Origin of the sequence: Anaeromyxobacter sp. K, from assembly GCF_000020805.1 — a bacterium.
Classification (GTDB): Bacteria; Myxococcota; Myxococcia; order Myxococcales; family Anaeromyxobacteraceae; genus Anaeromyxobacter; species Anaeromyxobacter dehalogenans.
Genome location: NC_011145.1, coordinates 2,835,544 through 2,859,336, shown reverse-complemented (window position 1 = coordinate 2,859,336; position 23,793 = coordinate 2,835,544). Strand labels below are relative to the sequence as shown.

The following is a 23,793-nucleotide window of genomic DNA, read 5'->3' as shown; positions in this document are numbered from 1 at the left end:
GTGTTCGTGCCGGATCCGAGCATCACCCACCTGTCCGCCACGCGCGAGCAGGTGGTGGCCGTCATCGAGAGCATCAACCAGCCGCAGGTCTCCGTCCCCGGCAAGGCGCCGCAGGCGGTGGTCGGCCACCTCTGCGGCGTCCGCAACGCGAACGGCACGCTCTCCATCTACGTGGGCCTCCACCTGGTGCGCACCGGCGAGAACGTCGTGTACGTGCACGATCGCCGGCAGCTCACCGTGGAGGAGTACCGCCAGGTCGAGATCGAGGGCCTGCAGTTCCTCGAGTCGATGGGCTTCATGCTCGACAACCTGAACTTCCGCAACCTCACCCCCGACGTGCAGGAGCAGGCGCTGCGGCGCACGCCGCTGTTCTCGCCCCCCCGCCCGGCGGCGCCCGCCGCCGCCGCGCCGGGCGGCGGCACCGCGCCCGCCGACCCCGCGCGCCTCGCCCGGCTGCTCGCCTCGTTCTGATCATGCGCCCCTCATCGCTCGCCCTCGCCGCCGTCCTCTCCGCAGCCCTCGCCTGCGCCCACGCCCCCAGCGCCAAGGAGCGCCGGGGCGCCGAGATCCACCACGACCTGGGGCTGGAGGCGCTCCGCGCCGGGCGCGCGCCGGACGCGCTCCGCGAGTTCGACCAGGCGCTCGCGGCGGTGGAGGAGTTCCCGGAGGCGCACCTCGGGCGCGGGCTGGTGCTCGAGCTCGGGTTCGGCCGCCTCGACGAGGCGGAGAAGGCGTACCGGCGCGCCCTGGCGCTGCGCCCCGGCTACTCGGAGGCGCACAACAACCTCGGGCAGCTCCTCGCCAAGACCGGCCGCCTGCAGGCCGCGGTGGCCGAGTTCGACCTCGCGCTCGCCGACATGATGTACCGGGAGCCGTACGTGGCCCGCTGCAACAAGGGCCAGGCGCTCTGGCGCATGGGGCGCAAGGACGAGGGGCTCGCCGAGCTCCGCACCTGCCTCTCGATGGCGCCGCGCTACTGCGACGGGCGGCGCGAGCTGGGGCGGATCCGCCTGTCGGAGGGGCAGATCACCGAGGCGCTGGAGGAGCTCGACGCCTACGCGCGGAGCTGCGACCAGCGCCCCGACGCGCACCTGCAGCTCGGGCTGGCGCGGATGAAGGCCGGCGACCTCGCCGGCGCGCGCGCCGCGTTCGAGAAGTGCCAGGCGATCGGCGACGGGACGAACGAGGGCGAGGAGTGCCGCCGGAGCCTGGGCCGCCTCCAGTGACGCCGGGGACGCGATGAGCGACGAGCACGACACGCCCGCGCCGGAGGCGCCGGCCGCGGAGGCGCCCGAGGCCGGGGCGCCGGCCGAGGAGGGCCTGCCCGCCTTCGGCCGCTGGCTGGCGCGGGAGCGCGAGCTGCGCGGGCTGACGCGCGACGAGGTCACCCGCGCCATCAAGCTCGCGCCCGGCGTGGTCGAGGCGCTCGAGTCCGGCGAGGAGGCGCGCATCCCGCCGCGCGCGTACGTGGTCGGCTACCTCCGCGGCTACGCGGCCGCGGTCGGGCTGGATCCGGACGAGGTCGTGCTCCGGTTCGAGGAGGCGGCGGGGCCCGTCGAGGCGCGCGCCGGGCGCGCGCGGCGCGGGACCGACCCGCGCGTCCTCGCCGGCGCCGCCCTGGCGCTCGCGGTCGCCGCGGCCGCCGCCTGGGCCATGCTCGGCCGCTGAGAGCACGCGAAACCATCCCCTCCCGTCGCCGCGGCGGCCGATCCGCGTCGCATCGCGTCGTTGCTCCTCTCTCACATGCCGACGGGCATGCTCGGTCGTCGCGCCTCGCGCTGCTCGCGTCTCGACCGCCTGGCTCGGTCCGGGGATGGATTCACGCGCTCTGAGGCCCCGAGCGCGCGCGCCGCCTGGCCGGTAAGATGGCCGGGAATGGACCGGGTGAAGCTCACCGGCGTGGTGCTCCGCGCCGTGGACTACGGCGAGTCGGATCGCGTGGTGACGCTGCTCACGGCGGAGCGGGGCAAGGTCTCCGCGTTCGCGCGCGGGGCGCGCGCGTCCCGGCGGCGCTTCGGCGGCGCGCTGGAGCCGTTCACGCTGCTCTCGGCGGAGGTCCGCGAGCGCTCCGGCTCGGACCTCCTCGGCCTGGACTCGGTGTCGGTGGTGCGCGGCTTCGGCGCGCTCCGCGGCGACCTCGGGCGGATCGCCTGCGCCGGCTACGCGGCCGAGCTGGCGCGCGAGCTGGTGCGCGACCACCAGCCCCACGACGAGCTGTTCGAGCTGCTGGTCGCCTACCTCGACGCGCTGGACGCCGGGCCGCCGCGCCCGGCGGCGCTGCGCGCCTTCGAGCTGGGCGCGCTGCGCGCCGCCGGGCTCATGCCGCGCCTCGACGCCTGCGCGCGCTGCGGGGCGCCGGTCGGCGAGGGCCCGGTCCGCTTCGACGCGGGGGAGGGCGGCGCGCTGTGCGCGGGCTGCGCGCCGGGCGTCCCGCGCACGCTCCCGCTCGCCGCGGGCACCCTCGCCGCGCTCCTGCGGCTCCAGGACGGCGGCCTCGCCGCCGCGGCGTCCGAGCCGCTCGCCCCGCCGGCGGGGCGCGAGGCGCGCGAGGCGCTCACCGCGTTCCTGGAGCACCACCTCGGCCGGCGGCTCGCCGCCCGCCGCTTCCTCGACGAGATCGGGCCGCTGCTGGGCGCCTGACGTGACGTCCGCGCGCGCCGGCCCGCCCTCGCATCCGCTCGATCGCGCCACCCACGGAGGCAGGGCCGCCATGAGGGATCTCGACGTGCTGTGCCTGGGGGAGGCGCTGGTGGACCTGCTGCCGGATCGGCGCGGGGCCCTGGAGGACTGCGGGCGCTTCGAGGCGTGCCCCGGCGGCGCGCCGGCGAACGTCGCCACCGGGCTGGCGCGCCTCGGGGTCCGCACCGGGTTCCGCGGCGTGGTCGGTGACGATCCGTTCGGCCGGATGCTGGCGCGCCGGCTCGCCGCCGAGGGCATCGAGGTCTCGCTCCGGCTCGCGCGCGAGCGGCCCACCGGGATGTGGTTCGTGGCGCTCGATGCGGCGGGGGAGCGGACGTTCTTCTCGCCGAACGCGCGCTTCTCCGCCGACAAGCTCGTCGCGCCCGCCGACGCCGATCCGGCCGCGATCGGCCGCGCCCGCGTGCTGCACGTCGGGACCTCGGCGCACGTGCTGCCGGAGGGCAGGGCGGCGCTGCGGGCCGCGGTGGAGGCGGCGCGGCGCCTCGGCGTGGACGTGTCCTTCGACCCGAACGTCCGCGCCCACCTGTGGGACGACCTCGCGCCGCTGCGGGCGCTCTGCCAGGACGTGCTGCCGCGCTGCGCGGTGGCGAAGCTCTCCGAGGAGGAGATCGCGCTCTGCACCGGCGAGGCCGACCCCGCGCGCGCGGCGGCGCGGCTCGTCGCGATGGGCGTCGGCATCGCCTGCGTGACGCTGGGCCCGCGCGGCGCCCTGGTGCGGCGCGGCGCCGACGAGGCGCACGTGCCGGCCGAGCCGGTGGCGGTGGTGGACACCACCGGCGCCGGCGACGGGTTCGTGGCCGGGCTGCTCGCGGCGCTCTCGCGCGGCGCGGCCCCGCTCGCCGCCCGCTCGTTCGCCGAGGTGGTCGCGGCGGTGCGCTTCGCGAACCGGGTGGCGGGGCGCGTCTGCACGCGCGCCGGCGCGGTCGCCGGCCTGCCGCGCGCCGGCGAGATTTCCGTTTGACACCCGCACCTTACGGCCCTACGGTGCCCGTTCCCCGGCCCGTTCGCCGCGGCGCGGCCGCCCCGCCGGATGATCCGCGGGCGCGCGCCGGCTCGAACGCGAGGAGAGGACGCGCGTGTACTTCCAGGACCTGATCTTGAAGCTCCAGACCTACTGGGCGAGCCGCAACTGCATCCTCGCGCAGGGTTACGACCAGGAAGTCGGGGCCGGCACCATGAACCCGTCCACGTTCCTGCGCGTGCTCGGCCCGGAGCCCTGGAACGTCGCCTACGTGGAGCCGTCGCGCCGGCCGGCCGACGGCCGCTACGGCGAGAACCCGAACCGCCTCTACCAGCACCACCAGTTCCAGGTGATCCTGAAGCCGAACCCGCCCGACGTGCAGGAGCTCTACCTTGGCTCGCTGCGCGCCATCGGGATCGATCCCCGCGAGCACGACATCCGCTTCGTCGAGGACGACTGGGAGAGCCCGACGCTGGGCGCCTGGGGCCTCGGCTGGGAGGTGTGGTGCGACGGGATGGAGATCACCCAGTACACCTACTTCCAGCAGGCCGGCGGGTTCGAGGTGCGGCCGGTCGCGGCCGAGCTCACCTACGGCCTCGAGCGCATCGCCATGTACCTGCAGGACGTCGAGAACGTGTTCGACGTGGAGTGGGTGAAGGGCGTGAAGTACCGCGAGGTCTTCCACCGGAACGAGGTGGAGATGAGCACCTACTCGTTCCAGGCGTCGGACCCGAAGATGCTGTTCGGCCTGTTCGACACCTACGAGGCGGAGTGCAAGCGGCTCAACGGGCTGAAGCTGCCGCTGCCCGCCTACGACTACTGCCTGAAGTGCTCGCACACGTTCAACAACCTCGACGCGCGCGGCGCCATCAGCGTCACCGAGCGCGCGGCCTACATCGGCCGCGTGCGCGCGCTGGCCCACGAGTGCGCCAGGGGCTACCTCGACTCGCGAGAGGCGCTCGGGTTCCCGCTGCTCCCGCCGGCCGATCGCAAGCAGGCGGTGGAGGCTGCGCGGGCGGCCCGCGAGGCGCGCGAGTCCAGGTGACGACCCCTCACCCCCGGGCCTCCCTCGCCGCGCGCGGCGGGGGAGCGGGGACGGAACGAGATCATGGCTGACCTTCTGTTCGAGATCGGTGCGGAGGAGATCCCGGCGGGCTTCGTGCCGGGCGCGCTCAGGCAGCTCGAGGACGACCTGGCGAAGGCGCTCGCCGACGCGCGGCTGGCGCACGGCGAGGTGAGGTCCGTCGGCACGCCGCGCCGCCTGGCGGTCTGGGCGCGCGACGTGGCGCCGAAGCAGACCGACGCCCGCACCGAGGCGTTCGGGCCGCCGGTGGCGCAGGCCTACGACGCCGAGGGCAAGCCCACCCCGGCCGCGACCGGCTTCGCGCGCAGCCAGGGCGTGGAGGTGTCGGCGCTGGTCCGCGCCCAGACGCCCAAGGGCGAGCGCGTCGCGGTCACGAAGGTGGAGAAGGGCCGCAGGGCGGAGCAGGTCCTGCCCGCGCTGCTGGAGCGGCTCGTCGGCGGCCTGCGCTTCCGCAAGGCGATGCGCTCGCGCTTCGACGAGGCGACCTTCGCGCGCCCGGTGCGCTGGATGGTGGCGCTCCTCGGCGGGCGCCCGCTCAAGGTGCGCCACGGCGAGGTCACCTCGGGCAAGGTCACCTACGGCCACCGCTTCCTCGCGCCGAAGGCGATCGCGCTGAAGGGCACGCCGGACGACTACCTGGCGAAGCTGCGCCGGGCGCACGTCCTCGCCGACCCGGTGGAGCGCCGCGCCGCGCTGCTCGCCGAGCTGGCCCGCGCCGGCAAGGAGGCCGCGGGGAAGGTCCGCGAGGATCCCGCGCTGGTCGAGCAGGTGCTGTACCTGGTGGAGGAGCCGACCGCGGTCGTCGGCGAGTTCGAGAAGTCGAACCTCGAGCTGCCGCCGGAGGTGGTGATCTCCGAGATGCGCAACCACCAGCGCTACTTCGCGGTGGTGGACGGCAAGGGGCGGCTCAAGAACCGCTTCGTGGCGGTCTCCGCCACGCGGGTGAAGGATCCCGCGGTGGCGCGGCACGGCTACGAGCGCGTGCTCCGCGCGCGCCTCGCCGACGCGCGCTTCTTCTTCGAGGAGGACCGCAAGCGCAAGCTGCACGAGCGCATCGAGGACCTCGGCCGCCGCACGTTCCAGGCGAAGCTGGGGAGCGAGCTGGATCGCGCCCAGCGCATCGGCGCGGTGGCGAGCGCGCTGGCCCGCGCGCTCGGGAAGGACGCGCTGGTCGCCGACCTGCTCGAGGCCTCGCGGCTCGCCAAGGTGGACCTCAACACCGGCATGGTGGGCGAGTTCCCCGAGCTGCAGGGCACCATGGGCGCGCACTACGCCCGGCTGGAGGGGCTGAAGCCGGAGATCGCCGACGCGATCGAGGACCACTACAAGCCCATCGGCGCGGCCGAGGAGCTGCCGCGCAGCGACCTGGGCGCGCTGGTGGCGGTGGCCGACCGCCTCCACTCGCTCGTGGGCATCATCGGCGTGGGCGAGAAGGCGACCGGCGCCGCCGATCCGTTCGGCCTGCGCCGCGCCGCCATCGGCATCCTGCGCATCGTCATCGCCCGCGGGTACCACCTGTCGCTCGCCGCGGCGGTGGAGCAGACGCTCGACGCGCTCTCCGGGGTGAAGCTCGCCGCCGGCCGCGCGCTGGTGGCCGAGCAGGTGCTGGACTTCCTGCGCGGGCGCGTGCGCGCCGCCTGGACCGAGCGGTTCGACGCCGACCTGGTGGAGGCGGTGCTCGCGGCCGGCTCCGACGACGTGGTGGACGCCCGCCGCCGCCTGGAGGCGCTCGCCGACGCCAAGGCGCGACCCGACTTCGGCTCGCTCGCCGTCGCGTTCAAGCGCGTCGCGAACATCCAGGAGAAGGCGGGCGGCTCCGGCGCCGCCGCGGTGGACCCGGCGCTGCTGCGCGACGCGGCGGAGAAGGACCTGCTGGCGGCGCTCGAGAAGGTGGAGCAGGAGGTGGTCGCGCGGCGCGCGGCCCGCGACTACCCGGCCGTGCTCCGCACGGTGGCGACGCTGGAGCCGGCGGTGGCGCGCTTCTTCGACGGCGTGCTGGTGATGGCCGAGGACCCCGCGCTCCGCGCCAACCGGCTCGGCCTGATGCGGCGGGTGGCGGCGCTGTTCTCCGACCTCGCCGACTTCCGCAAGATCCAGGCCGAGGCGCCCGCCCAGGCCAGGGCCGGGTAGGTGGAGCGCTTGACCCTCTCTCGGACGCCGGATTACGGTTCGCACCCCGTGCACCACGTCGCTCGACGCAGCGCCCCGATCCTCCTCGTCTGTCTCGCGGCCGCGTGCGGAAGCTCCGGAACCGCGCCGCTCTCGCCGCTCGATCGCTTCCACTACCCGGTGGGCGTGGCGGTCCGCGGCCCCGCCGGCCAGGAACAGCTCCTCGTCGTCTCCTCCAACTACGACCTCGCCTACGACCGCGACGAGGGCGGGGTCCTGTTCTCGGTCGGGCCGGAGGCGAGCCCGCAGGGCGGGCTCGCCATCGACGACACGCTGCGCATGGGCAGCTTCGGCGGCGAGCTGGCCGTGGCCGAGGCGGCCGCGCCGGCGGGGCTCGACACGTCGGCCGACGCCTGCGACCTGCCGCAGTCGGTGGCGCTGGTCGCGTCCCGCGCCACCCGGCAGGTCTACAAGGTGGCGCTCGGCGCGGACGGCTCGCTCACCTGCGGCGCCGACTGCCCGCAGCTGCTGCCCGAGGACTTCCTGGATCCGTTCGGCGTGACCGTCGCCTGCCGCGACGCGCGGCGCCCGCGCGCCTTCGTGACCGCGCGGCGCACCAACCGCGCCGTCTCCCGCCTGGTGGAGATCGACCTCTCCACCGGCGAGCAGCGGACGGCCGACTTCGGCTACGGGACCACGCACTCGGTCGCGTACGACGCCGCGCTCGACCGCATCTACTTCACCAGCAGCGCCGACTACGGCAGCGCCGCCCTGCGCTACGTGGACGTGACCCGCTGGTGCGACCCGCCGCTGTACCTGGCGGAGTGCCACGCGGACGTCGTCAACGTCGGCGACTTCGTGCGCGGGGCCGACCTCGGCGGGATCGCGATCTCCAACCCGAACGTGGGCGCGGACGGCAAGCCGATGCCGCGCCGGCTCTACATCGGGGCCCGGCTGTTCGACGCGGACCTGGCGGCCTCCCTGGGCTGGCGCCCGGGCTTCGACACCGGCGGCGTGCTCATCGTGCTGGAGGTGGACGAGGCGCAGTTCGGCGTGCCCGCCTTCCGCTTCATCGGCGCGATCCCGGTCGGCTTCGGGCCGGCCGAGGTGCGCGTGCTGCCGCGGCGGCCCGGGAAGCGCGACGTGGTCGCGATCACGGTGTCGGACGAGGGCCTGCTCTGGATCTACGACGACGACGTCGGCGGGATGGCGCGCGTGTTCGGGCGCGACGACGTCACCGGCGCGCCGCTGCTCGGCCGCGTGCCGTACGGCATCGCCGTGCAGGATCGCGGCACCAGCGCGCGGCTCTACGTGTCCGCGTTCGACTCCAGCTTCGTCACCCCGGTGGACGTGCCGCTCGACAACCCGGGCGAGGCGGCCATCGTCGAGGTGGCCGACCCCAACGATCCGACGCGCCAGGTGCCGCGGCGCCTGGGCCAGGAGCGCCCGTGACCGCACGCAACGCCCTCCTCCTGCTGGCGCTCGCCGCGAGCGCCGGCTGCGGAAGCTCCGCGGCGAAGCCGGACCTCGGGCTGGTGAGCCCGGGCGGCGTGGCCGTGTTCCGCGGCCTCACGACCAAGAACGCCCTCGACCCGGCGCACCCGTACGTCGCGGTCGCGAACTCCGGCCGCGACGAGATCATCTTCATCGACGCGCTGGACGACGAGCCGGTGCTCGCGCCGGTGGTGATCCGCCCGCTGGCGGTGCCGACGCTCCCCGGCGAGCCGCACCCGACGCTGCTCGCCTCGGCCGGGCTGCACGACGGCCAGAACGCCGACGGCACCGGCCTGCCCGACCTCCTGGTGGTGGTGTCGCCGGGCTCGTCGCGGCTGCAGCTCGTGGCGACCTGGGACCTGGCCACGCACGTGGTGCAGCCGGCCGGGGCGGACCCGCTCGACCTGGGCGCGCTCGCGCCCGGCGCGCAGGTGCTCGACATGATCGCCGTCCCGGTGCTCGAGCCCGGCGCGACCGCCGGCACCTGGCAGGTGGCCCGCGGCAAGGCGCGCGTCCTGGCGAGCCTCGCGGGCGGCCGCCTCGCGGTGGTGGACTTCGCGCGGCAGGCGGACGGGAGCATCGCGCCGAGCGGCACGCCGGCGCTGCAGGACCTCGGCTTCGAGGCGCTCTCGCTGGCCGAGTCGCCCGACCACGACCGCCTCTTCGCGGCCACCGTGGACGAGGTGATCCCGGGGTCGGGCGTCTTCGGCGTCGGCGAGCTCGACACCACCGGCGCGGTGGGCTCCTGGACGGTCCGCGCGCTCGACGCGCGCGTCGGCACCACGCTCGTGGCCGCCGCGAAGGTGACCGAGCGCTTCGTGGGGGTGCACGACGGCGACACGTTCTGCGTGCGCCAGCCCGGCGATCCGTTCTGCAAGGCGCCGAACCAGGATCTCCGCGTGTACGCGTTCCTCGATCCGGCCGCATGCGGGCGCACCGCGCGGATGCCGTGCGGGCTCGCGGTGATCGACCCGGCGCGCGGCGGCCTCATGGCCGATCCGACCGGCGAGATGCCGTACCTCGCGCCGATGGCGGTCCCGAGCATCCCGATCGCCATCGCGATCTCGGGGCCGACGGCGCTGCCGCCCACCAACGAGCCCAGCGACGTGCAGCTCTCGGCCGCGAACGGCTACATGCTGCTCGCCCCGGGATCGGGCCAGGTGAAGACCACCGGCGTCGCGGTCCTCGCCTCCGGCGACGGGCGCGTCTACATGGTGGACCTGGCGCGCTGGCACATCCCGCTCAACGCCTCGATCCTGCGCACCAGCACCCGCGCCAGCGTCACCGGCGGCACGGTGTTCTCGCCCTCGCTGGTGGTGCCCGACCCCGAGAACCCCGGCGAGTACCTCGTGAAGGCCTCGCGGCTGCGGCTGGGCCTGTGGGACCTGAAGGTGTGGCCGACGGTGACCCGCCCGACGGCGGCGCTCGCCTCCACCACCAGCAACATACCGGCCACGGTGCGCATCACGCCCGGCTACACCGCGACCGACACCTGGACCGTCATGTACCAGGGCCCGCTCCCCGGGCTCTCCGCGCGGGCCGGCCAGACCGGCGCGACCGCCGACGGCCGCCTCTGGCTCGCGGTCCAGACGCCGCTCCCGCGCTCGGACGGCTCCACGCAGCTGGTGGACGTGGCGCGCCTGTTCGATCCCTCGCTGGCGGTCCACGTCGGAGACATCGCGCAGCTCGCGCCCGCCAGCACGGTGACCGCCTGCCTGACCACCGACCCGGACACCGAGACGCCCAGCACCACCTCCTACGAGACGCGCATCACGGCGATCCTGCCGCCGTCCGCCGCGTACCCGGGCGGCGCGGTGGCGCTCGACGAGACGCAGCTCATCGACCTGCGGAACCCGGTCGCCGCCGATCGGCTGCCCGCGACGCCGGAGTGCATCGCCGCGCTGAAGCAGGTCGCCCCGGCGGGCAACATGCTCGTCACGATCCGCGCCGCGGGCCTGATCGCCGGCGGCGCCTCCATGGGCTACGTGGGGCGGCCGCAGCTCGAGAGCGATCCGACCGCTGCCGATCCGTTCCACCTGACCTACTCGGCGCTGGCGCCGCCGCCGCTCGGCGAGGACGCGATCAGCTGCCCGATCCTGCCCTGGCCGGCGGAGGCCTACGGCCCGAACGCGCCGGCGGCGTTCACGGCCTGCGTGGACGAGGCGTGCCGTTCCGAGTGCGAGCGGCTCGTGCTCGCGCGGAAGGCGCGGCGCCTCTACTACCTGTCCGACCAGTGCCTCGACACCGTGGACGGCCCCAGGGCCTCGGCGACGAAGGGCTGCTGGGTGGACTGGGCGGCCATCGCGGACGCGCTGCCCGACGCGAGCGGTCCCCTCGTGTCGTTCCACCTCGGCTGCGCGCAGGCGCGGGTGGACGCGAACGGCGACCCGATCATCGACCCCACGACCAAGACCGTGGTCGAGGACGTCTGCACCGCCGGGCTCGAGCGCGACATGTCGCTCACGTTCATCACGCAGAGCGGGATCACCTACGCGTACCGCGGCCCCACCACCGGCTCCAACGCGGCCTCGAGCTTCCCGGTCGCGGCGGTCCCGTTCGACCGCAGCCCGTTCCCGGGGAAGCAGGCGGACGGCTACCGGTTCTTCGTGACCTACTCGGAGAACTTCCTCCTCGACACGTCCCCCGCGGCCGCCTACAGCACGTCCAAGGTGATCCGCTGACCCCCGCCCGGGACGGCCGCGTTTGACGGGCGCCCCCCGTCTGCTACGGTGGACGGGAGCGGGGTACGCGGAGGGCGCGCATGAAATCCGTCCGGCAGGTCGCGATCGCCGACCACCTGTGGGAGGCGCTCGGGCGCATGGCGGACGAGATGGGCGTCGATCGCGAGGGCCTGCTCAACCAGGCGATCCACGTCTTCGCCCGCCTGCACGGCTACGTGTTGACCGGTGGGGCGTTCGAGCCGCGGACCGAGCCGCCGGGCGCGCCGCGCGGACCCCGCCCGCCGAGCCCGCCGCGCGGGAACTCCGAGCGGCTGGCGGTCGCCGAGCGCGTGCTCCAGACCGCCGCCCGCCTCGAGCGCGCGATCCACGAGCGCACCCCGGGCGCGGGCCCGCCGCCGCTGGGCGAGGCCGGCGGCACCGCGCCGTCGCTGTCGCTGCGCCGCGACGACGGCTCGGAGTGGGAGGTGGCCCGCGACCGGTTCCTCATCGGGCGCGGGCGCCACTGCGACCTGGTGATCGACAGCGCCAAGGTGTCGCGCGAGCACGCGGCCATCGTGCGCGACGGCGACGCCTGGTTCATCGAGGACCTGGGCTCCGCGAACGGCACCTGGCACGACCAGGAGCGGATCCAGCGCCGCCGCATCGAGGACGGGGACGAGTACTTCGTCTGCGCCGAGCGGCTCCGCTGCGGGCTGCGCTAGCCTCGCGGCGGCGGGATCCGGCCCCGCCGCGCTTTTCCCGCGCCGCCGCGCGCCCGCACGGCTACCCTTCACCGCGACATGCCCACCCTGACCCTCATCGACGGCTCGGGCTTCATCTTCCGCGCCTACCACGCGATCCCGCACCTCTCCACCACGAAGGGGATCCCGACCAACGCCGTCTACGGGTTCACCAACATGCTGCTGAAGGCGCTGCGCGAGCACGCGCCCACGCACGTGGCGCTGGTGCTCGACGCGGGGCGCCGCAGCTTCCGGCACGACATCGACCCCGAGTACAAGGCGAACCGCCCCGAGGCGCCCGACGACCTCGCGTCGCAGTTCCCGCTGGTGCGCGACGTGGCCCGCGCGCTCAACGTGCCGGTGATCGAGGAGCCCGGGTTCGAGGCCGACGACATCATCGCCACGCTGGCCGGCCGCGCGCGCGCGGCGGGCTGGGAGGTGGTGGTCGTCACCGGCGACAAGGACTTCGCGCAGCTCGTGGACGGCGGCCTGTCGCTCTACGACCCCATGGCCGAGGCGAGCGGGCGCGGCGGGTGGACCGGCCCGGCCGAGGTCGAGAAGAAGATGGGCGTCCGCCCGGAGCAGGTGGTCGAGTACCAGTCCATCCTGGGGGACAAGATCGACAACGTGCCCGGGATCGCGGGGGTGGGGGAGGTGACGGCGGCGGCGCTCATCCGCCACTTCGGCACCGCCGAGGCGATGCTGGCGCGGCCGGGGGAGATCCCGGCGGCCGTGTCGCGCGGCGGGGAGAAGCTGCGGGACAAGGTGGTCGCGAACGCCGAGCGCATCCGCACCAACCGCCGGCTGGTCGCGCTGCGGCGGGACCTCGACCTGCCCTTCGCGCCCGAGGCGTTCGGCCGCCGGCCGCCCGATCAGGAGCGGGCCCGCGCGCTGTTCTCCGAGCTGGAGTTCTCGCGGCTCGTGAAGGAGCTCCCGCCGCCGCCGCCCACCGCGCGCGCCGAGACGCCGGAGACGATCGACGGCCGCGCCGCGCTGGACGCCGCGGTGGCGGCGCTGGTCCAGGCCGGCGGTCCGGTCGGGCTCCTGCCGGTGCTGGGCGAGGGGCCGCCGCGCACCGCGCCGCTCGTCGGGCTGGCGTTCGCGGGCGCGGGGCGCGCGTTCTACCTGCCGCTCGGGCACCGCTACCTGGGCGCGCCCGCGCCGCTCGCGCCGCCGGACGTGCGCGAGGGGCTCCGGCCGCTGGTCGAGGCGGCGCTCCCGCTGCACGCGCACGACCTCAAGGCGGCGGCCCACGCCCTGGCGCGGCTCGGGCTGGCGCGGTCGGGCCCGGGCGAGGACACCGAGCTGATGAGCCGGCTCCTGCTGCCCACCCGCCGCGAGCACGCGCTGGTGGACGTGGCGCGGGAGCGGACCAGCTGCGAGCTGCCGCGCAGCCCGGCCGACGGGGCGAAGCGCGGGGCGCCGGGGCTGGAGGGCCTCGAGGTGGAGCGGGTGGCGGCCTGGGCCGGCGCCTGCGCGGCGTCGCTGCCGGACCTGGCCGCGAAGCTGGCCGAGGGCCTGGAGGCGGAGCGCCTGTCACCGCTCTACCGCGAGGTGGAGCGGCCGCTGGTGCCGGTGCTGGTCGAGATGGAGCGGACCGGGATCCTGGTGGACCGCGGCGCGATGGAGGGGATGAGCGCCGAGTTCGGCAGGTCGATGCAGGACCTGGAGGCGCGCATCCACGCGGCCGCCGGGCACCCGTTCAACGTCGCCTCCACCCGCGAGCTGGCGCAGGTGCTGTTCGTGGAGCTGGAGCTGCCGGTGGTGAAGCGGCTCAAGACCGGCCCGTCCACCGACCAGGACGTGCTGGAGAAGCTGGCCGAGCAGCACGCGCTGCCGCGGCTGGTGCTGGAGCACCGCTCGCTCTCCAAGCTGAAGGGCACCTACGTGGACGCGCTCCCGCAGCTGGTGGACCCGGCCGACGGGCGCATCCACACCACGTTCCACCAGGCGGGCGCGGCCACCGGCCGGCTCTCCTCCTCGGATCCGAACCTCCAGAACATCCCGGTCCGCACCGAGCTGTCGCGGCGCATCCGCCAGGCGTTCGTGGCGCCGGCGGGCGCGCGCCTGCTCTCGGCCGACTACTCGCAGATCGAGCTGCGGATCCTGGCGCACTACTCCGACGACCCGGGCCTGCTGCAGGCGTTCCGCGACCGCGAGGACGTGCACACCCGCACCGCGGCGGAGACGTTCGGCGTCGCGCCCGAGCAGGTGACCCCGGACCAGCGGCGCATCGCCAAGGTGCTCAACTTCGGCATCGCCTACGGCCTCTCCGCGTTCGGGCTGTCGCAGCGCCTCGACCTGCCGCCGTCGGAGGCGCAGGGGATCATCGACCGCTACTTCACGCGCTACGCCGGCGTCCGCCGCTACATCGAGTGGGCGGTGGAGGAGGCGCGCGCCAAGGGCGAGTCGCGCACGCTGTTCGGGCGCGCGCGCGCCATGCCGGAGATCGGCGCGCCCAACCCGGCGCTCCGCAACGCGGCCGAGCGCACCGCCATCAACACGCCCATCCAGGGCACGGCCGCGGACATCGTGAAGATCGCCATGATCCGCGTGCACGACGCGCTGGCGCAGGAGCGGCGCGCGGCGCGGCTGCTGCTGCAGGTGCACGACGAGCTGGTGCTGGAGGTGCCGGAGCGGGAGCTGGAGCCGGTCGAGGCGCTGGTGCGCCGCGAGATGGAGGGCGCGGCCCGGCTGAAGGTCCCGCTCGAGGTCCAGGTCGGCCACGGCCAGACCTGGGCCGAGGGGCACTGAGCGGGTCGCCGGCGGCGGGCGGGCGCTACTCGTCGGCGGCGCGGCGGCGGCCGGGGATGAGCTGCACGGCCTCCTCGCGCGCGGGCTCGCGGAACGCCTCGATGAGCTTGAGGTGGCTCTCCACCAGCGTGCGGACGTTCGCCTCGAACTGCACGCGCTGCCGCTTCAGCTCGTTGATGTCGTCCACGATGCGCAGGAAGCGCGAGTGGGCGCCCTGGACGATCTTCTCGGCCTGGAGCTCGGCGTCGGAGATGGTGATCTCCGCCTCCTTGCGGGCGGAGTCGCGGATCTCCTCCGACGCCTTCTGGGCGGTGACGAGCGTCTCCTGGAGCGCGCGCTCGCGCCCCCGGTGATCGGCGATCTCGTCCGCCTTGCGCTGGTTGTCCTCGCGGAGCGCCAGGTTCTCCTTCACCAGCCCCTCGAACTCGGCGGCGACGAGCGCCAGGAACGCCTCGACCTCCTCGGCGTCCAGGCCGCGGAAGGTCTTGCGGAACTGCTTCTGCGTGATGTCGAGGGGGGTGATGTTCATGGGTCGCTCCGCCGGTCATGATAGCGGCCCGCGGCCGGGTGTCCACCTCGCCCCCCGCCCGCCGGGGCGAGGGCCGCGACCCGGGAAGCGGCCGTGGGTTCCGGCGCTTATGCTATGTTCCGCGCCGCCCATGCCGTTCTCCGAGCTCATCGCGCAGGAACGCGCCGTCGGCTCGCTGCGGTCCGCGCTCCGCCGCGGCTCGCTGCACCACGCCTACCTCTTCGGCGGCCCGGAGGGCGCCGGCAAGGCGCGGGCGGCCGTGCTCCTGGCGCAGGCCGCGAACTGCGAGGGCGGGCAGCCCGGGCCGGGCGGCCTCCGCGAGGATCCCTGCGGCGCGTGCGGCCCCTGCCGGAAGATCGAGCGGGGCCTCCACCCGGACGTCGTGGTGCTCGCCGCGGAGCGGACCATGGCGAAGGCCGGGCGCTGGGAGCCGAAGGGCGGCCGCGCGCCGTCGAAGGACATCGTGGTGGACCAGGTGCGCGATCTGGTGGACCACCGGCTGGCCATGAAGCGCTTCGAGGGGCGGCGGCGCTTCGTGGTGATCGACCCGGCCGACGCCATGAACCCGCAGGCGCAGAACGCGCTCCTGAAGACGCTGGAGGAGCCGCCCGAGGACACCACGCTCGTGCTGGTGGCCTCGAGCCCGGACGCGCTGCTCCCCACCATCCGCTCGCGCTGCCTGCGGGTGGGCTTCCGGCCGCTGCCGGTGGCGGCGGTCGCGGCGCGGCTGCAGGAGGAGGGGATCCCGGCGGAGGAGGCGCGCGTGGCCGCGGCGCTCTCCGGCGGCTCGCTGGGCCGGGCGCGCGCGCACGCGGGCGACGCGGCCCGGCGGCCGCTGCGGGCCGTGGCCCAGGCGGCGGCGCTCCGGCCGGACGACGCGGGCGCGTGGCTGGCCTGGGCGGCGGACCCGGGCGCCGACCCGGCCCAGGCGCGCGCGAAGGACCGCGACCGCAAGGCCGAGGTGAAGGAGCTCGCGCCGGAGATCTGCGAGCTCATGCTGGTGTGGCTGCGCGACGTGCTGGCGGTGCAGGCCGGCGCGGACCGGCTCGCGGTCGCCGACCTGGAGCCCGCCACGCGCCGGGCCGCCGCGGCGCTCCCGCCCGGCGAGGTGGTGCGCCGGCGCGGCGAGGTGCTCCGGACGATGCGGGCGCTGCGGCAGAACGCGACCTCGCAGCTCGCCCTCGAGCGGCTGATGATCGGGTGGTTCCATGGCCGGGCCTAGGGCCGGGGGAGGGCGCGCGCGCGCCGTCGCCGGGGCCACCCTGGAGACCTGCCTGGAGGAGGCACGCGCCGGGCGCGCGCAGCCGGTCTACCTGTTCGACGGCGACGCGTTCCTGTCGCTCCGCGCCGCGCGCGAGCTGGCCGCGGCGCTCGTGCCGGAGGCGCAGCGCGCGCTCAACCTGGTGGAGCTGGACGCCGCCGCCTCCCCCGCCGAGGTGGCGGCCGAGCTGGCCACGGGCGGCCTGTTCGGCGGCGGCAAGGTGGTGCTGGTGCAGGAGCCGGCGTTCCTGACCGCGAAGGAGGACGCCGCGGACGCGTTCCGCGCCGCCATGAAGAGCTGGGCCGACGGCCGGCAGCGCGACGGGGCGCGGCGCCTGCTCGCGCTCGCGGGCAAGGCCGGCATCGGCCCGCGGGCGCTCGCGCCGGGCGAGGACGGCCGGGTGCCGGAGGGCGCCCGCTCCGCGCTGGCGGAGGAGCTGGGCGTGCCGATGGACGGCGCCGCCGCGGCGTTCGTGGACGCGGCCGCGCGGTACGCGCAGGAGCGCGAGCTGAAGGTCGGCAAGGGCGAGGACGCGGGCGCGCTCGACGCCGCGCTCGCCGCCGGCCTGCCGCCCGGCCACGTGCTGGTGATCGCGGCGGGGAAGATCGACGGCCGGCTGCCCGTGGTGAAGAAGCTCGCCGCGGCGGGGCGCCGGGTGACCACCCAGCTCGAGAAGGAGGGCACCTGGGACGCGCAGCGCCTGGTGCTCGGGCCGGTGCTGGAGGCGCTGCTCGCCGGGACCGGCAAGCGGGTGGATCGCGGCGGCGAGGCGCGGCTGGCCGAGCTGGTGGGCGAGGACGCGCGCACGCTGGCGTCCGAGGTTGCGAAGCTCGCGGCCTACGTGGGCGACCGCAAGGTGATCGGCGCGGCCGACGTGGACGCGGTGGTGACGCGGGTCGCGTCGGATCCGTTCTTCGCGCTCGGCAACGCGGTCGAGGCGCGCGACCTGCCGCTCGCGATGGGCGTGCTCGACCGCTCCGTCGCCGACGGCGCCAGCCCGTTCATGCTGCTCGGCTCGCTCGCCGCCACGGTGCGCCGGCTGGTGGTGGAGCGGGAGCGCGCCCGCGCCGCGGTGGGCGAGCGGCGGATCGGCTCGTTCAACGAGTGGCAGGCCGAGGTCCTCCCGTCCATCGGCGAGGACGAGCTGGACGGCAAGAAGCCCTACGGGTTCTGGATGAAGTACCAGGCGTCGGCGCGCTTCTCGCGCGCGGAGCTGCTCGACGCGCTGGCCGGCCTCGCCGAGGCCGACGTCGCCATGAAGAGCGGGCAGGACGGGCGCGTGCGCCTGGAGCGGGTGCTGATCGGCCTGCTCGCCCGCGACAACCGGGAAAGGAGCACCCCTTGAGCCAGCGTCTCCTCGTCACGAGCGCGCTGCCGTACGCGAACGGCCCCATCCACCTCGGCCACCTGGTCGAGTACGTCCAGACCGACGTCTACGTGCGCTTCCGGCGCGCCTGCGGCGACGAGGTCGCCTACGTGTGCGCCGCCGACTCCCACGGCACGCCCATCGAGGTGAACGCCGCCAAGGTCGGGATGACGCCGAAGGCGTTCGTGGAGAAGTACCGCGCCGAGCAGCACGCCGACTTCCGCGCGTTCGGGGTGGAGTTCTCGACCTACTACACCACCGACTCCGACGAGAACCGCCGCTGGGCCTACCGCGTCTACGACGCGCTCAAGGCGAAGGGGCTCATCTACAAGAAGTCGGTCGAGCAGCTCTACTGCGAGGTCGATCGGCGCTTCCTGCCCGACCGGTTCGTGAAGGGCACCTGCCCGAAGTGCGGGACGCCCGACCAGTACGGCGACGTCTGCGAGCACTGCGGGACCACCTACGATCCGCGCGAGCTGAAGGACCCGTACTGCGCCATCTGCCGCTCGTCGCCGGTGGTGCGCGCCAGCGACCACGCCTACGTGAACCTCCACAAGCCCGACGTGAACGCGGTCATCCACGAGTGGGTGAACGCGGAGGGGCACCTCGAGCCGGCGGTGCGCGAGCAGGTGAAGGGCTGGCTCGCCGACCTGCAGGACTGGTGCATCACCCGCGACGCGCCGTACTTCGGCTTCCCGGTGACCGACCCCGAGTTCCCGGGCAAGTTCCTCTACGTCTGGGTGGACGCGCCCATCGGCTACCTGTCCTCCGCCGAGCACTACTTCGCGGCCGAGGCGCCGGACGGCGAGCGGCTGGCGCCGGCCGAGTTCGAGCGGCGCTACCTCGCGGCGGGCGCGCCGGCGCGGCTCGAGCACTTCATCGGCAAGGACATCCTGCGCTTCCACGCGGTGTTCTGGCCCGCGATGCTCTGGGCCACCGGCCTGAAGCGCCCGGACCGGATGCCGGTCCACGGGCACCTCACCGTCAACGGCGAGAAGATGTCGAAGTCGCGCGGCACGTTCGTCACCGGCCGGACCTACCTCGAGTCCGGGCTCGACCCGGAGCTGCTGCGCTACTTCTACGCGGCGAACCTGGGCAGCGGCGTCTCCGACCTGGACCTGTCGCTGGACGAGTTCCGCAACCGCATCAACGCCGACCTCGCGAACAACGTGGCGAACCTGGCCTCGCGCGTGGCCGCGCTGCTGCAGCGGCTGCCCGGCGGCGTCACCGCGCCGCTCGACCCGGAGATCGCGGCCGCGACGCGCGAGGCGGTGAAGGGCGCCCGCGCCGCGTACCAGGCGCTCGAGACCCGCGACGTGGTCCGCCTGGTGAGCCAGGCCGCCAGCGTCTGCAACCGCCGCGTGCAGGAGACCAAGCCCTGGGAGAACCCGGCGGGCGACGCGGAGCGGAGCGTGCTCTACACCACCGGCAAGGCGCTCCTCGGCCTCGCCCGCGTGCTCGCGCCCATCCTGCCGCGCTTCTCGGCGGCGCTCGCCGCGGCCTACGGGCGGCCCGAGCTGCCCGCCTGGACGCCGGACCTCGAGCCGTTCGACGGCGCGCCGGTGCAGGTGGTCGAGAAGCCGCCGCAGATCGCGCGGGTGGACGCGAAGCAGGTGCAGAAGCTGATCGTGCCGGCCGCCGAGGCGGCGCCGGCGAAGGTCGCGCGCGCCCAGAGCCCCGCCGAGACGGCCACCCGCGCCAGCGCCAAGCCGGCGCCCCCGTCGGTCCCAGGCGTGATCCAGTACGACGACTTCGCGAAGGTGGAGCTGCGGGTCGGGCTGGTGAAGGCCGCCGAGAAGGTGGAGAAGGCCGACAAGCTGCTGAAGCTCTCGGTGGACGTGGGCGAGCCGGAGCCGCGCACGATCGTGGCCGGCATCGCGCAGGCCTACCCGGAGCCGCAGGCGCTGGTGGGCCGGCGCATCGTGGTGGTCGCGAACCTCGCGCCCCGTCCGCTGCGCGGGATCACCTCCCACGGGATGCTGCTCGCCGCCGGCGAGCCGCCGAACCTCCAGGTGGTGACCGTGGGCGAGGGCATCGCGCCCGGGACGCGGGTCAAGTAGCGCCTCGCACGGTCCGCCCGCCCGCCTTGCGGGCGGTGCGGGCCGGGTTAGATCCGCCCGATGCTGATCGACTCGCACGCCCACCTCGATCTCGACGACTACCGGGGCGACCTCGACGCGGTCATCGCCCGCGCCCGCGAGGCCGGCCTGGCGCGGGTGGTCTGCGTCGGCCTCTGGCGGGGGCCCGGCGACTTCGGCAACGCGCTGGCGCTCGCCGACCGCGACCCCCGGTACTTCGCCGCGACCATCGGGATCCACCCGCACGAGGCCGCGCGCGTGCCGGAGGAGGACTGGGCCCGTCACGAGGCGCTGGCGCGCGACCCGCGCGTCGCCGCGGTGGGCGAGACCGGCCTCGACTTCCACTACGACCACTCGCCGCGCGACGTGCAGGAGTCCGCGTTCCGCCGGTCGCTGCGGACCGCGCGCGCCGCCGGGAAGCCGGTGGTGATCCACGTGCGCGAGGCGGACGCCGCCTGCCTGCGCGTGCTGCGCGAGGAGGGCGTCCCGGAGGCGGGCGGGGTGATCCACTGCTTCACCGGCGACGCCCCGGCGGCGCGCGCCTACCTCGACCTCGGCCTGTACGTCTCGGTGGCGGGCATCGTGACCTTCAAGACCGCCGAGCCCATCCGCGAGGCGGTGCGCATCGTCCCGCGCGACCGGCTGCTGGTCGAGACCGACAGCCCGTTCCTCGCCCCCGTCCCGTTCCGCGGCAAGCGGAACGAGCCCGCGCACGTGGTCGAGACCGCGCGCAAGGTGGCCGAGCTGTGGGGCGCGCAGCTCGAGGAGGTGGCCGCGCGGACCGCCGAGAACACCCGGCGGCTGTTCCGGCTCGCCTGAGCGCCGCGCGGGCTCAGCCCTCCCAGCTCCCCCACTCGTCGGCGAGGTCGGGCTCGGCGCCGGGCCGGTTGCGCTCCTTCCAGGTGACGATCTCCCAGCCGCGCTTCTCGGCGGCGGCGCGGAACGGCGCCTTGGGGTTCACCACCACCGGCGTGCCGACCGCCTCGAACAGCGGCACGTCCGCGCTCGAGTCGGAGTAGAGGAAGCTGCGGGTCAGGTCGAGGTCGAACCGCTCGGCGATCGCCTCCACCGCCGCGCGCTTGCCGTCCTTGAACACCACCGGCGGGAGGATCTGGTCGGTGATGCGGCCGTCCACGATGCGCGTGCGCGTGCCCACCGCGGCGTGCACGCGGAGGTGCCGGCCCACCTCGTCGATGATGTACTGCGAGGAGCCGGAGGCGATCACCACGAAGTGCCCCGACAGCAGGTGCTTGCGGATCTGCCGGATGGCGCCGGACGTGATGCGCTTGCGCAGGTGGCGCTCGAAGCAGACGTGGGCGTGCGCCTTCACCTGGTCGGCGTAGAGGCCCTGCTGGCAGCGCGAGCCCACCTCCACCATGTCCTGCTCGGTGAGGCGGTTGCGGGCGTACTCGTAGATGACGCGCGGGATGCGGGACCGGACCTCGGGCCGCATCACGCGCTCGCTGTACAGGTACCAGGTGAAGATGGTCCCGGCGTTGCCGTCGAGGAGCGAGTCGTCGACGTCGAAGATGGCGGCCGTGCGGCCGAACGGGACCATGGACCGGTGCGCCTCCCCCGCGCGTCCGGCGGGCGGCCGCGCGGCCGCGCCGGGCGCGAGGAGGCGATTCTACGACAACTACCCCGCCGGCTTGTCCTCGGGAGCGGGCGTCCCGGCCGGAGCGGGCTCCGGGGCGACGTCGGGCTCGCGGGCCGCCACCGCCTGGTCCTGCGGCTCGGGGGGCGTGGGGGCGGGCGCCTGCTGCTGCTCCGCCTCGGCGGGCGAGGCCGGCTTCTCCTCGGCCGGCTTCCCGGCGTCCTCGAGCTTCTGCGCGAGCGCGGCGAACGGGTTGTGCGTCAGGTTCTTCTTCTCCGGCGGCCGGTGCGGTCCCTTGTCGCCGGGCAGCCGCGGGCCGGTGTAGCCGCGCTTCTTGTCGCCGAAGCCGCCGCCGCCTCCGCCGCCGAAGCCGCGGTGCTGGTCGCGCGGGCCGCGGTCGGGCCGCTCGGCGCGCTCCGGCCGCCCCTCGCCGCGCGGCGCCTGCGCCTGCGCCGGGGCGCCCTCGGCCTTCGCCTCGCCGGCGCCCTCGGCCGGCTTCGCCTCCGCGGCGCCGCCCTGCGGGCGCGGCTCGCGCTTGCGATCCCTGGGCTTCTTCGGCGGGCGCGGCTGGCCCGGGGCGCTCGCGCCGTTGCGCGGCACGTAGATCACCGGGGTGAGGAGCTCCGGCGCCGGTCCCTTCTTCTCCGCCTGCACGGTCGGCAGGCTGCCGCGCCAGATCGGCTGCTCGTAGACGTTGTTCGCGTCGGTCCAGCGGCGGTTGCCGCCGTCCTTGCCCATCAGGTTGAGCCAGGAGTTCACCCGGCTGTCGATCTCGTCGATGGCGTGCGTGAGCATCGCCTCGAGCGTCATCGGCACCTTGGGCGAGCCGTACTCGAGGCGCCCGTGGTGGGAGAGGACCATGTGCACGACGTGGTGCTCGAGGTCGCGCGAGGCGCCCACGCGGCGCGCCTTGTCGTGGATCCACTGCGCGGTCATGACCAGGTGCCCGATCAGCCGGCCCTCGTCCGTGTACTCGGTGCTCCGGTCGCCGCTCAGCTCGCGGATCTTGCCGAGGTCGTGGAAGAACGCGCCGGCGACGAGCAGGTCGCGATCGACCTGCGGGAAGTGGTCGGCGAGCCGGTGCGCCAGCTTGAGGCAGGAGACGGTGTGCTCGAGCAGGCCGCCCGGGTAGGCGTGGTGGACGGTCTTCGCGGCGGGGGCGCGGCGCAGCCGGGCGGCCACGTCGTCGTCCTCGACGAACGCCTTGATGAGGTCCTTCACGTGCGGGTCGACGACGCAGTCCACCAGCGCGAGCAGCTCGTTCCAGTGCCCCGACTCCGCCTCGGCCGGCCCGGACTTCTCCGGCTTCTTCGGCTCGGGCGGCGGCGCCCACACGAACTCGGCCGCGTCCAGCGTGGACGGGTCGATCTTGGCGAGCGCCTCGATGCGCAGCTGCGGCTTGCCCTGGAACGCGCCGATGGCGCCCTCCACCTCGACGAGATCCTTCTCCTCGAAGGCCGCCGCCAGCTCCTCGACCTTCTCGAAGGCGCGCGCCTCGAGCTCGCCGGTCTTGTCCTGGAAGGTGACGGAGAGGTACGTCTTGCCGCTCTTCGCGGTGGGGATCGCCTTGCGGGCGACGAGGAACACGCTCTTGGCGCGCTCTCCCTCCTTGACGTCCTTGGCCCAGATCTTGTCCATGGTGCGCGCAAGCTAGCTCAGGCCGCGCGCGGACACAACACGGATTGGGCGCGGAATCGGGCGATCCGCGGCCTCGCGCGGCGCCGCTCCGGCGTGTGCGACGGCGCTCGCGGCGGCCCCGCCGGGGGACGCGGCGCGGCACCTCCGCGGACGATCCGCCACGCCGGTGTTATGGGGTGCCCATGCGGATCGATCGCGGGTCGGATGCGCTCCTGGTGGTGGACCTCCAGCACGACTTCCTGCCGGGCGGCGCGCTCGGCGTCGCCGAGGGCGACCGGATCGTGGAGCCGCTGGCGCGCCTGGCGCCCGCGTTCTCGACCGTGGTGGCGACGCAGGACTGGCACCCGCCCGGCCACGTGTCCTTCGCCTCCACGCACCCGGGGCGCGAGCCCTACGCTTCGATCGCGCTCTCGCAGGGGCCGCAGGAGCTCTGGCCGGACCACTGCGTCCGCGGCACGCGCGGCGCCGCCCTGCACCCGGCGCTCCCCGACGCGGCGGTGACGCTGGTGCTGCGCAAGGGCACGCGCCGCGAGGTGGACTCCTACAGCGCCTTCCGCGAGAACGTCGGCCCGGACGGCCGGCGCCCGTCCACCGGGCTGGGCGCCTGGCTCTCCGCCCGCGGCGTGCGCCGCGTGTTCCTGGGCGGGCTGGCGCGCGACTTCTGCGTGCGGGTGTCCGCCGTCGACGCGGCTGCCGAGGGCTTCGAGGTGGTGGTGCTCGACGACCTGACGCGCGCGGTGTTCCCGGAGCGGCGCGACGAGGTGGACCGGGAGCTCGCGGCCGCGGGCGCGCGGCTGGCGGTCAGCCAGGACCTGATCCGCTGAG

At 75.1% G+C, this 23,793-nt stretch carries 19 protein-coding genes; 16 read left to right on the top strand and 3 right to left on the bottom strand.

Annotated elements, in window-relative coordinates:
- The 11 genes from ANAEK_RS12865 to polA all read left to right on the top strand — a co-directional run bounded on the left by ANAEK_RS12865 (window position 1) and on the right by polA (window position 14,502).
- Entirely contained in the window at window positions 1–471 is a 471-nt protein-coding gene (locus ANAEK_RS12865) for a hypothetical protein (RefSeq protein ID WP_012526569.1), read from the top strand.
- A 2-nt stretch (window positions 472–473) separates the two neighbouring features.
- Window positions 474–1,226 carry a tetratricopeptide repeat protein gene (locus tag ANAEK_RS12860; RefSeq protein WP_012526568.1) on the top strand — a complete coding sequence of 251 codons (753 nt, stop codon included), beginning with the start codon at window positions 474–476 and terminating at the stop codon, window positions 1,224–1,226.
- 13 nt (window positions 1,227–1,239) lie between these two features.
- Window positions 1,240–1,668 (top strand): helix-turn-helix transcriptional regulator, encoded by a 429-nt coding sequence (locus ANAEK_RS12855; protein ID WP_012526567.1) that lies wholly within the window; start codon window positions 1,240–1,242, stop codon window positions 1,666–1,668.
- A gap of 207 nt (window positions 1,669–1,875) precedes the next feature.
- The gene (gene recO, locus ANAEK_RS12850; protein ID WP_012526566.1) at window positions 1,876–2,640 is read left to right on the top strand and encodes a DNA repair protein RecO; all 765 of its coding nucleotides are present in this window, start codon (window positions 1,876–1,878) and stop codon (window positions 2,638–2,640) included.
- 70 nt (window positions 2,641–2,710) lie between these two features.
- A complete protein-coding gene (locus ANAEK_RS12845) occupies window positions 2,711–3,661 on the top strand; it encodes a carbohydrate kinase (RefSeq protein WP_012526565.1) in 951 nt (316 codons plus the stop codon).
- A gap of 115 nt (window positions 3,662–3,776) precedes the next feature.
- Entirely contained in the window at window positions 3,777–4,706 is a 930-nt protein-coding gene (locus ANAEK_RS12840) for a glycine--tRNA ligase subunit alpha (protein WP_012526564.1), read from the top strand.
- Window positions 4,707–4,769: 63 nt separating this feature from the next.
- A complete protein-coding gene (gene glyS / locus ANAEK_RS12835; RefSeq protein ID WP_012526563.1) occupies window positions 4,770–6,875 on the top strand; it encodes a glycine--tRNA ligase subunit beta in 2,106 nt (701 codons plus the stop codon).
- Window positions 6,876–6,923: 48 nt separating this feature from the next.
- On the top strand, window positions 6,924–8,306 hold the full coding sequence (locus ANAEK_RS12830; protein WP_232288208.1) for a hypothetical protein: 1,383 nt from the start codon (window positions 6,924–6,926) through the stop codon (window positions 8,304–8,306).
- Window positions 8,303–11,029, top strand: coding sequence for a hypothetical protein (locus ANAEK_RS12825; RefSeq protein ID WP_012526561.1), 2,727 nt, complete (start codon window positions 8,303–8,305; stop codon window positions 11,027–11,029). Before ANAEK_RS12830 ends, ANAEK_RS12825 begins: the two co-directional genes overlap by 4 nt.
- A gap of 80 nt (window positions 11,030–11,109) precedes the next feature.
- Window positions 11,110–11,730: an FHA domain-containing protein gene (locus tag ANAEK_RS12820; RefSeq protein ID WP_012526560.1), complete on the top strand. Its 621-nt coding sequence runs from the start codon at window positions 11,110–11,112 to the stop codon at window positions 11,728–11,730.
- A gap of 78 nt (window positions 11,731–11,808) precedes the next feature.
- Window positions 11,809–14,502, top strand: coding sequence for a DNA polymerase I (gene polA, locus ANAEK_RS12815; protein WP_012526559.1), 2,694 nt, complete (start codon window positions 11,809–11,811; stop codon window positions 14,500–14,502).
- A 25-nt stretch (window positions 14,503–14,527) separates the two neighbouring features.
- Here polA and ANAEK_RS12810 read toward each other — a convergent pair whose 3' ends face one another.
- Entirely contained in the window at window positions 14,528–15,031 is a 504-nt protein-coding gene (locus ANAEK_RS12810) for a DivIVA domain-containing protein (RefSeq protein WP_012526558.1), read from the bottom strand.
- Window positions 15,032–15,161: 130 nt separating this feature from the next.
- Here ANAEK_RS12810 and holB point away from each other — a divergent pair, with 130 nt between their 5' ends.
- The 4 genes from holB to ANAEK_RS12790 are packed head-to-tail and all read left to right on the top strand — an operon-like array spanning window position 15,162 to window position 20,555.
- Window positions 15,162–16,253, top strand: a complete 1,092-nt coding sequence (gene holB, locus ANAEK_RS12805) for a DNA polymerase III subunit delta' (RefSeq protein ID WP_012526557.1) — start codon at window positions 15,162–15,164, stop codon at window positions 16,251–16,253.
- Window positions 16,240–17,637: a DNA polymerase III subunit delta gene (locus tag ANAEK_RS12800; RefSeq protein WP_012526556.1), complete on the top strand. Its 1,398-nt coding sequence runs from the start codon at window positions 16,240–16,242 to the stop codon at window positions 17,635–17,637. Before holB ends, ANAEK_RS12800 begins: the two co-directional genes overlap by 14 nt.
- Entirely contained in the window at window positions 17,634–19,718 is a 2,085-nt protein-coding gene (gene metG / locus ANAEK_RS12795) for a methionine--tRNA ligase (RefSeq protein ID WP_012526555.1), read from the top strand. Before ANAEK_RS12800 ends, metG begins: the two co-directional genes overlap by 4 nt.
- 60 nt (window positions 19,719–19,778) lie before the next feature.
- Window positions 19,779–20,555, top strand: coding sequence for a TatD family hydrolase (locus tag ANAEK_RS12790; RefSeq protein WP_012526554.1), 777 nt, complete (start codon window positions 19,779–19,781; stop codon window positions 20,553–20,555).
- 13 nt (window positions 20,556–20,568) lie between these two features.
- Here the strand turns inward: ANAEK_RS12790 and ANAEK_RS12785 are convergent, their stop codons facing one another.
- Together ANAEK_RS12785 and ANAEK_RS12780 are read right to left on the bottom strand one after the other, a co-directional pair.
- A complete protein-coding gene (locus tag ANAEK_RS12785) occupies window positions 20,569–21,294 on the bottom strand; it encodes an HAD family phosphatase (RefSeq protein WP_012526553.1) in 726 nt (241 codons plus the stop codon).
- A 78-nt stretch (window positions 21,295–21,372) separates the two neighbouring features.
- Entirely contained in the window at window positions 21,373–22,968 is a 1,596-nt protein-coding gene (locus ANAEK_RS12780) for an HD domain-containing protein (RefSeq protein WP_012526552.1), read from the bottom strand.
- A 182-nt stretch (window positions 22,969–23,150) separates the two neighbouring features.
- Here ANAEK_RS12780 and pncA point away from each other — a divergent pair, with 182 nt between their 5' ends.
- Window positions 23,151–23,792 (top strand): bifunctional nicotinamidase/pyrazinamidase, encoded by a 642-nt coding sequence (pncA, locus tag ANAEK_RS12775; RefSeq protein WP_012526551.1) that lies wholly within the window; start codon window positions 23,151–23,153, stop codon window positions 23,790–23,792.
- Window position 23,793 lies beyond the last annotated feature (1 nt).

Coding starts and splice junctions, on each gene's coding strand:
- ANAEK_RS12860 (WP_012526568.1), top strand. CDS start 474: ATGCGCCCCTCATCGCTCGCCCTCGCCGCCGTCCTCTCCGCAGCCCTC.
- ANAEK_RS12855 (WP_012526567.1), top strand. CDS start 1,240: ATGAGCGACGAGCACGACACGCCCGCGCCGGAGGCGCCGGCCGCGGAG.
- recO (WP_012526566.1), top strand. CDS start 1,876: ATGGACCGGGTGAAGCTCACCGGCGTGGTGCTCCGCGCCGTGGACTAC.
- ANAEK_RS12845 (WP_012526565.1), top strand. CDS start 2,711: ATGAGGGATCTCGACGTGCTGTGCCTGGGGGAGGCGCTGGTGGACCTG.
- glyS (WP_012526563.1), top strand. CDS start 4,770: ATGGCTGACCTTCTGTTCGAGATCGGTGCGGAGGAGATCCCGGCGGGC.
- ANAEK_RS12820 (WP_012526560.1), top strand. CDS start 11,110: ATGAAATCCGTCCGGCAGGTCGCGATCGCCGACCACCTGTGGGAGGCG.
- polA (WP_012526559.1), top strand. CDS start 11,809: ATGCCCACCCTGACCCTCATCGACGGCTCGGGCTTCATCTTCCGCGCC.
- ANAEK_RS12810 (WP_012526558.1), bottom strand. CDS start 15,031: ATGAACATCACCCCCCTCGACATCACGCAGAAGCAGTTCCGCAAGACC.
- holB (WP_012526557.1), top strand. CDS start 15,162: ATGCCGTTCTCCGAGCTCATCGCGCAGGAACGCGCCGTCGGCTCGCTG.
- ANAEK_RS12800 (WP_012526556.1), top strand. CDS start 16,240: ATGGCCGGGCCTAGGGCCGGGGGAGGGCGCGCGCGCGCCGTCGCCGGG.
- ANAEK_RS12790 (WP_012526554.1), top strand. CDS start 19,779: ATGCTGATCGACTCGCACGCCCACCTCGATCTCGACGACTACCGGGGC.
- ANAEK_RS12785 (WP_012526553.1), bottom strand. CDS start 21,294: ATGGTCCCGTTCGGCCGCACGGCCGCCATCTTCGACGTCGACGACTCG.
- ANAEK_RS12780 (WP_012526552.1), bottom strand. CDS start 22,968: ATGGACAAGATCTGGGCCAAGGACGTCAAGGAGGGAGAGCGCGCCAAG.
- pncA (WP_012526551.1), top strand. CDS start 23,151: ATGCGGATCGATCGCGGGTCGGATGCGCTCCTGGTGGTGGACCTCCAG.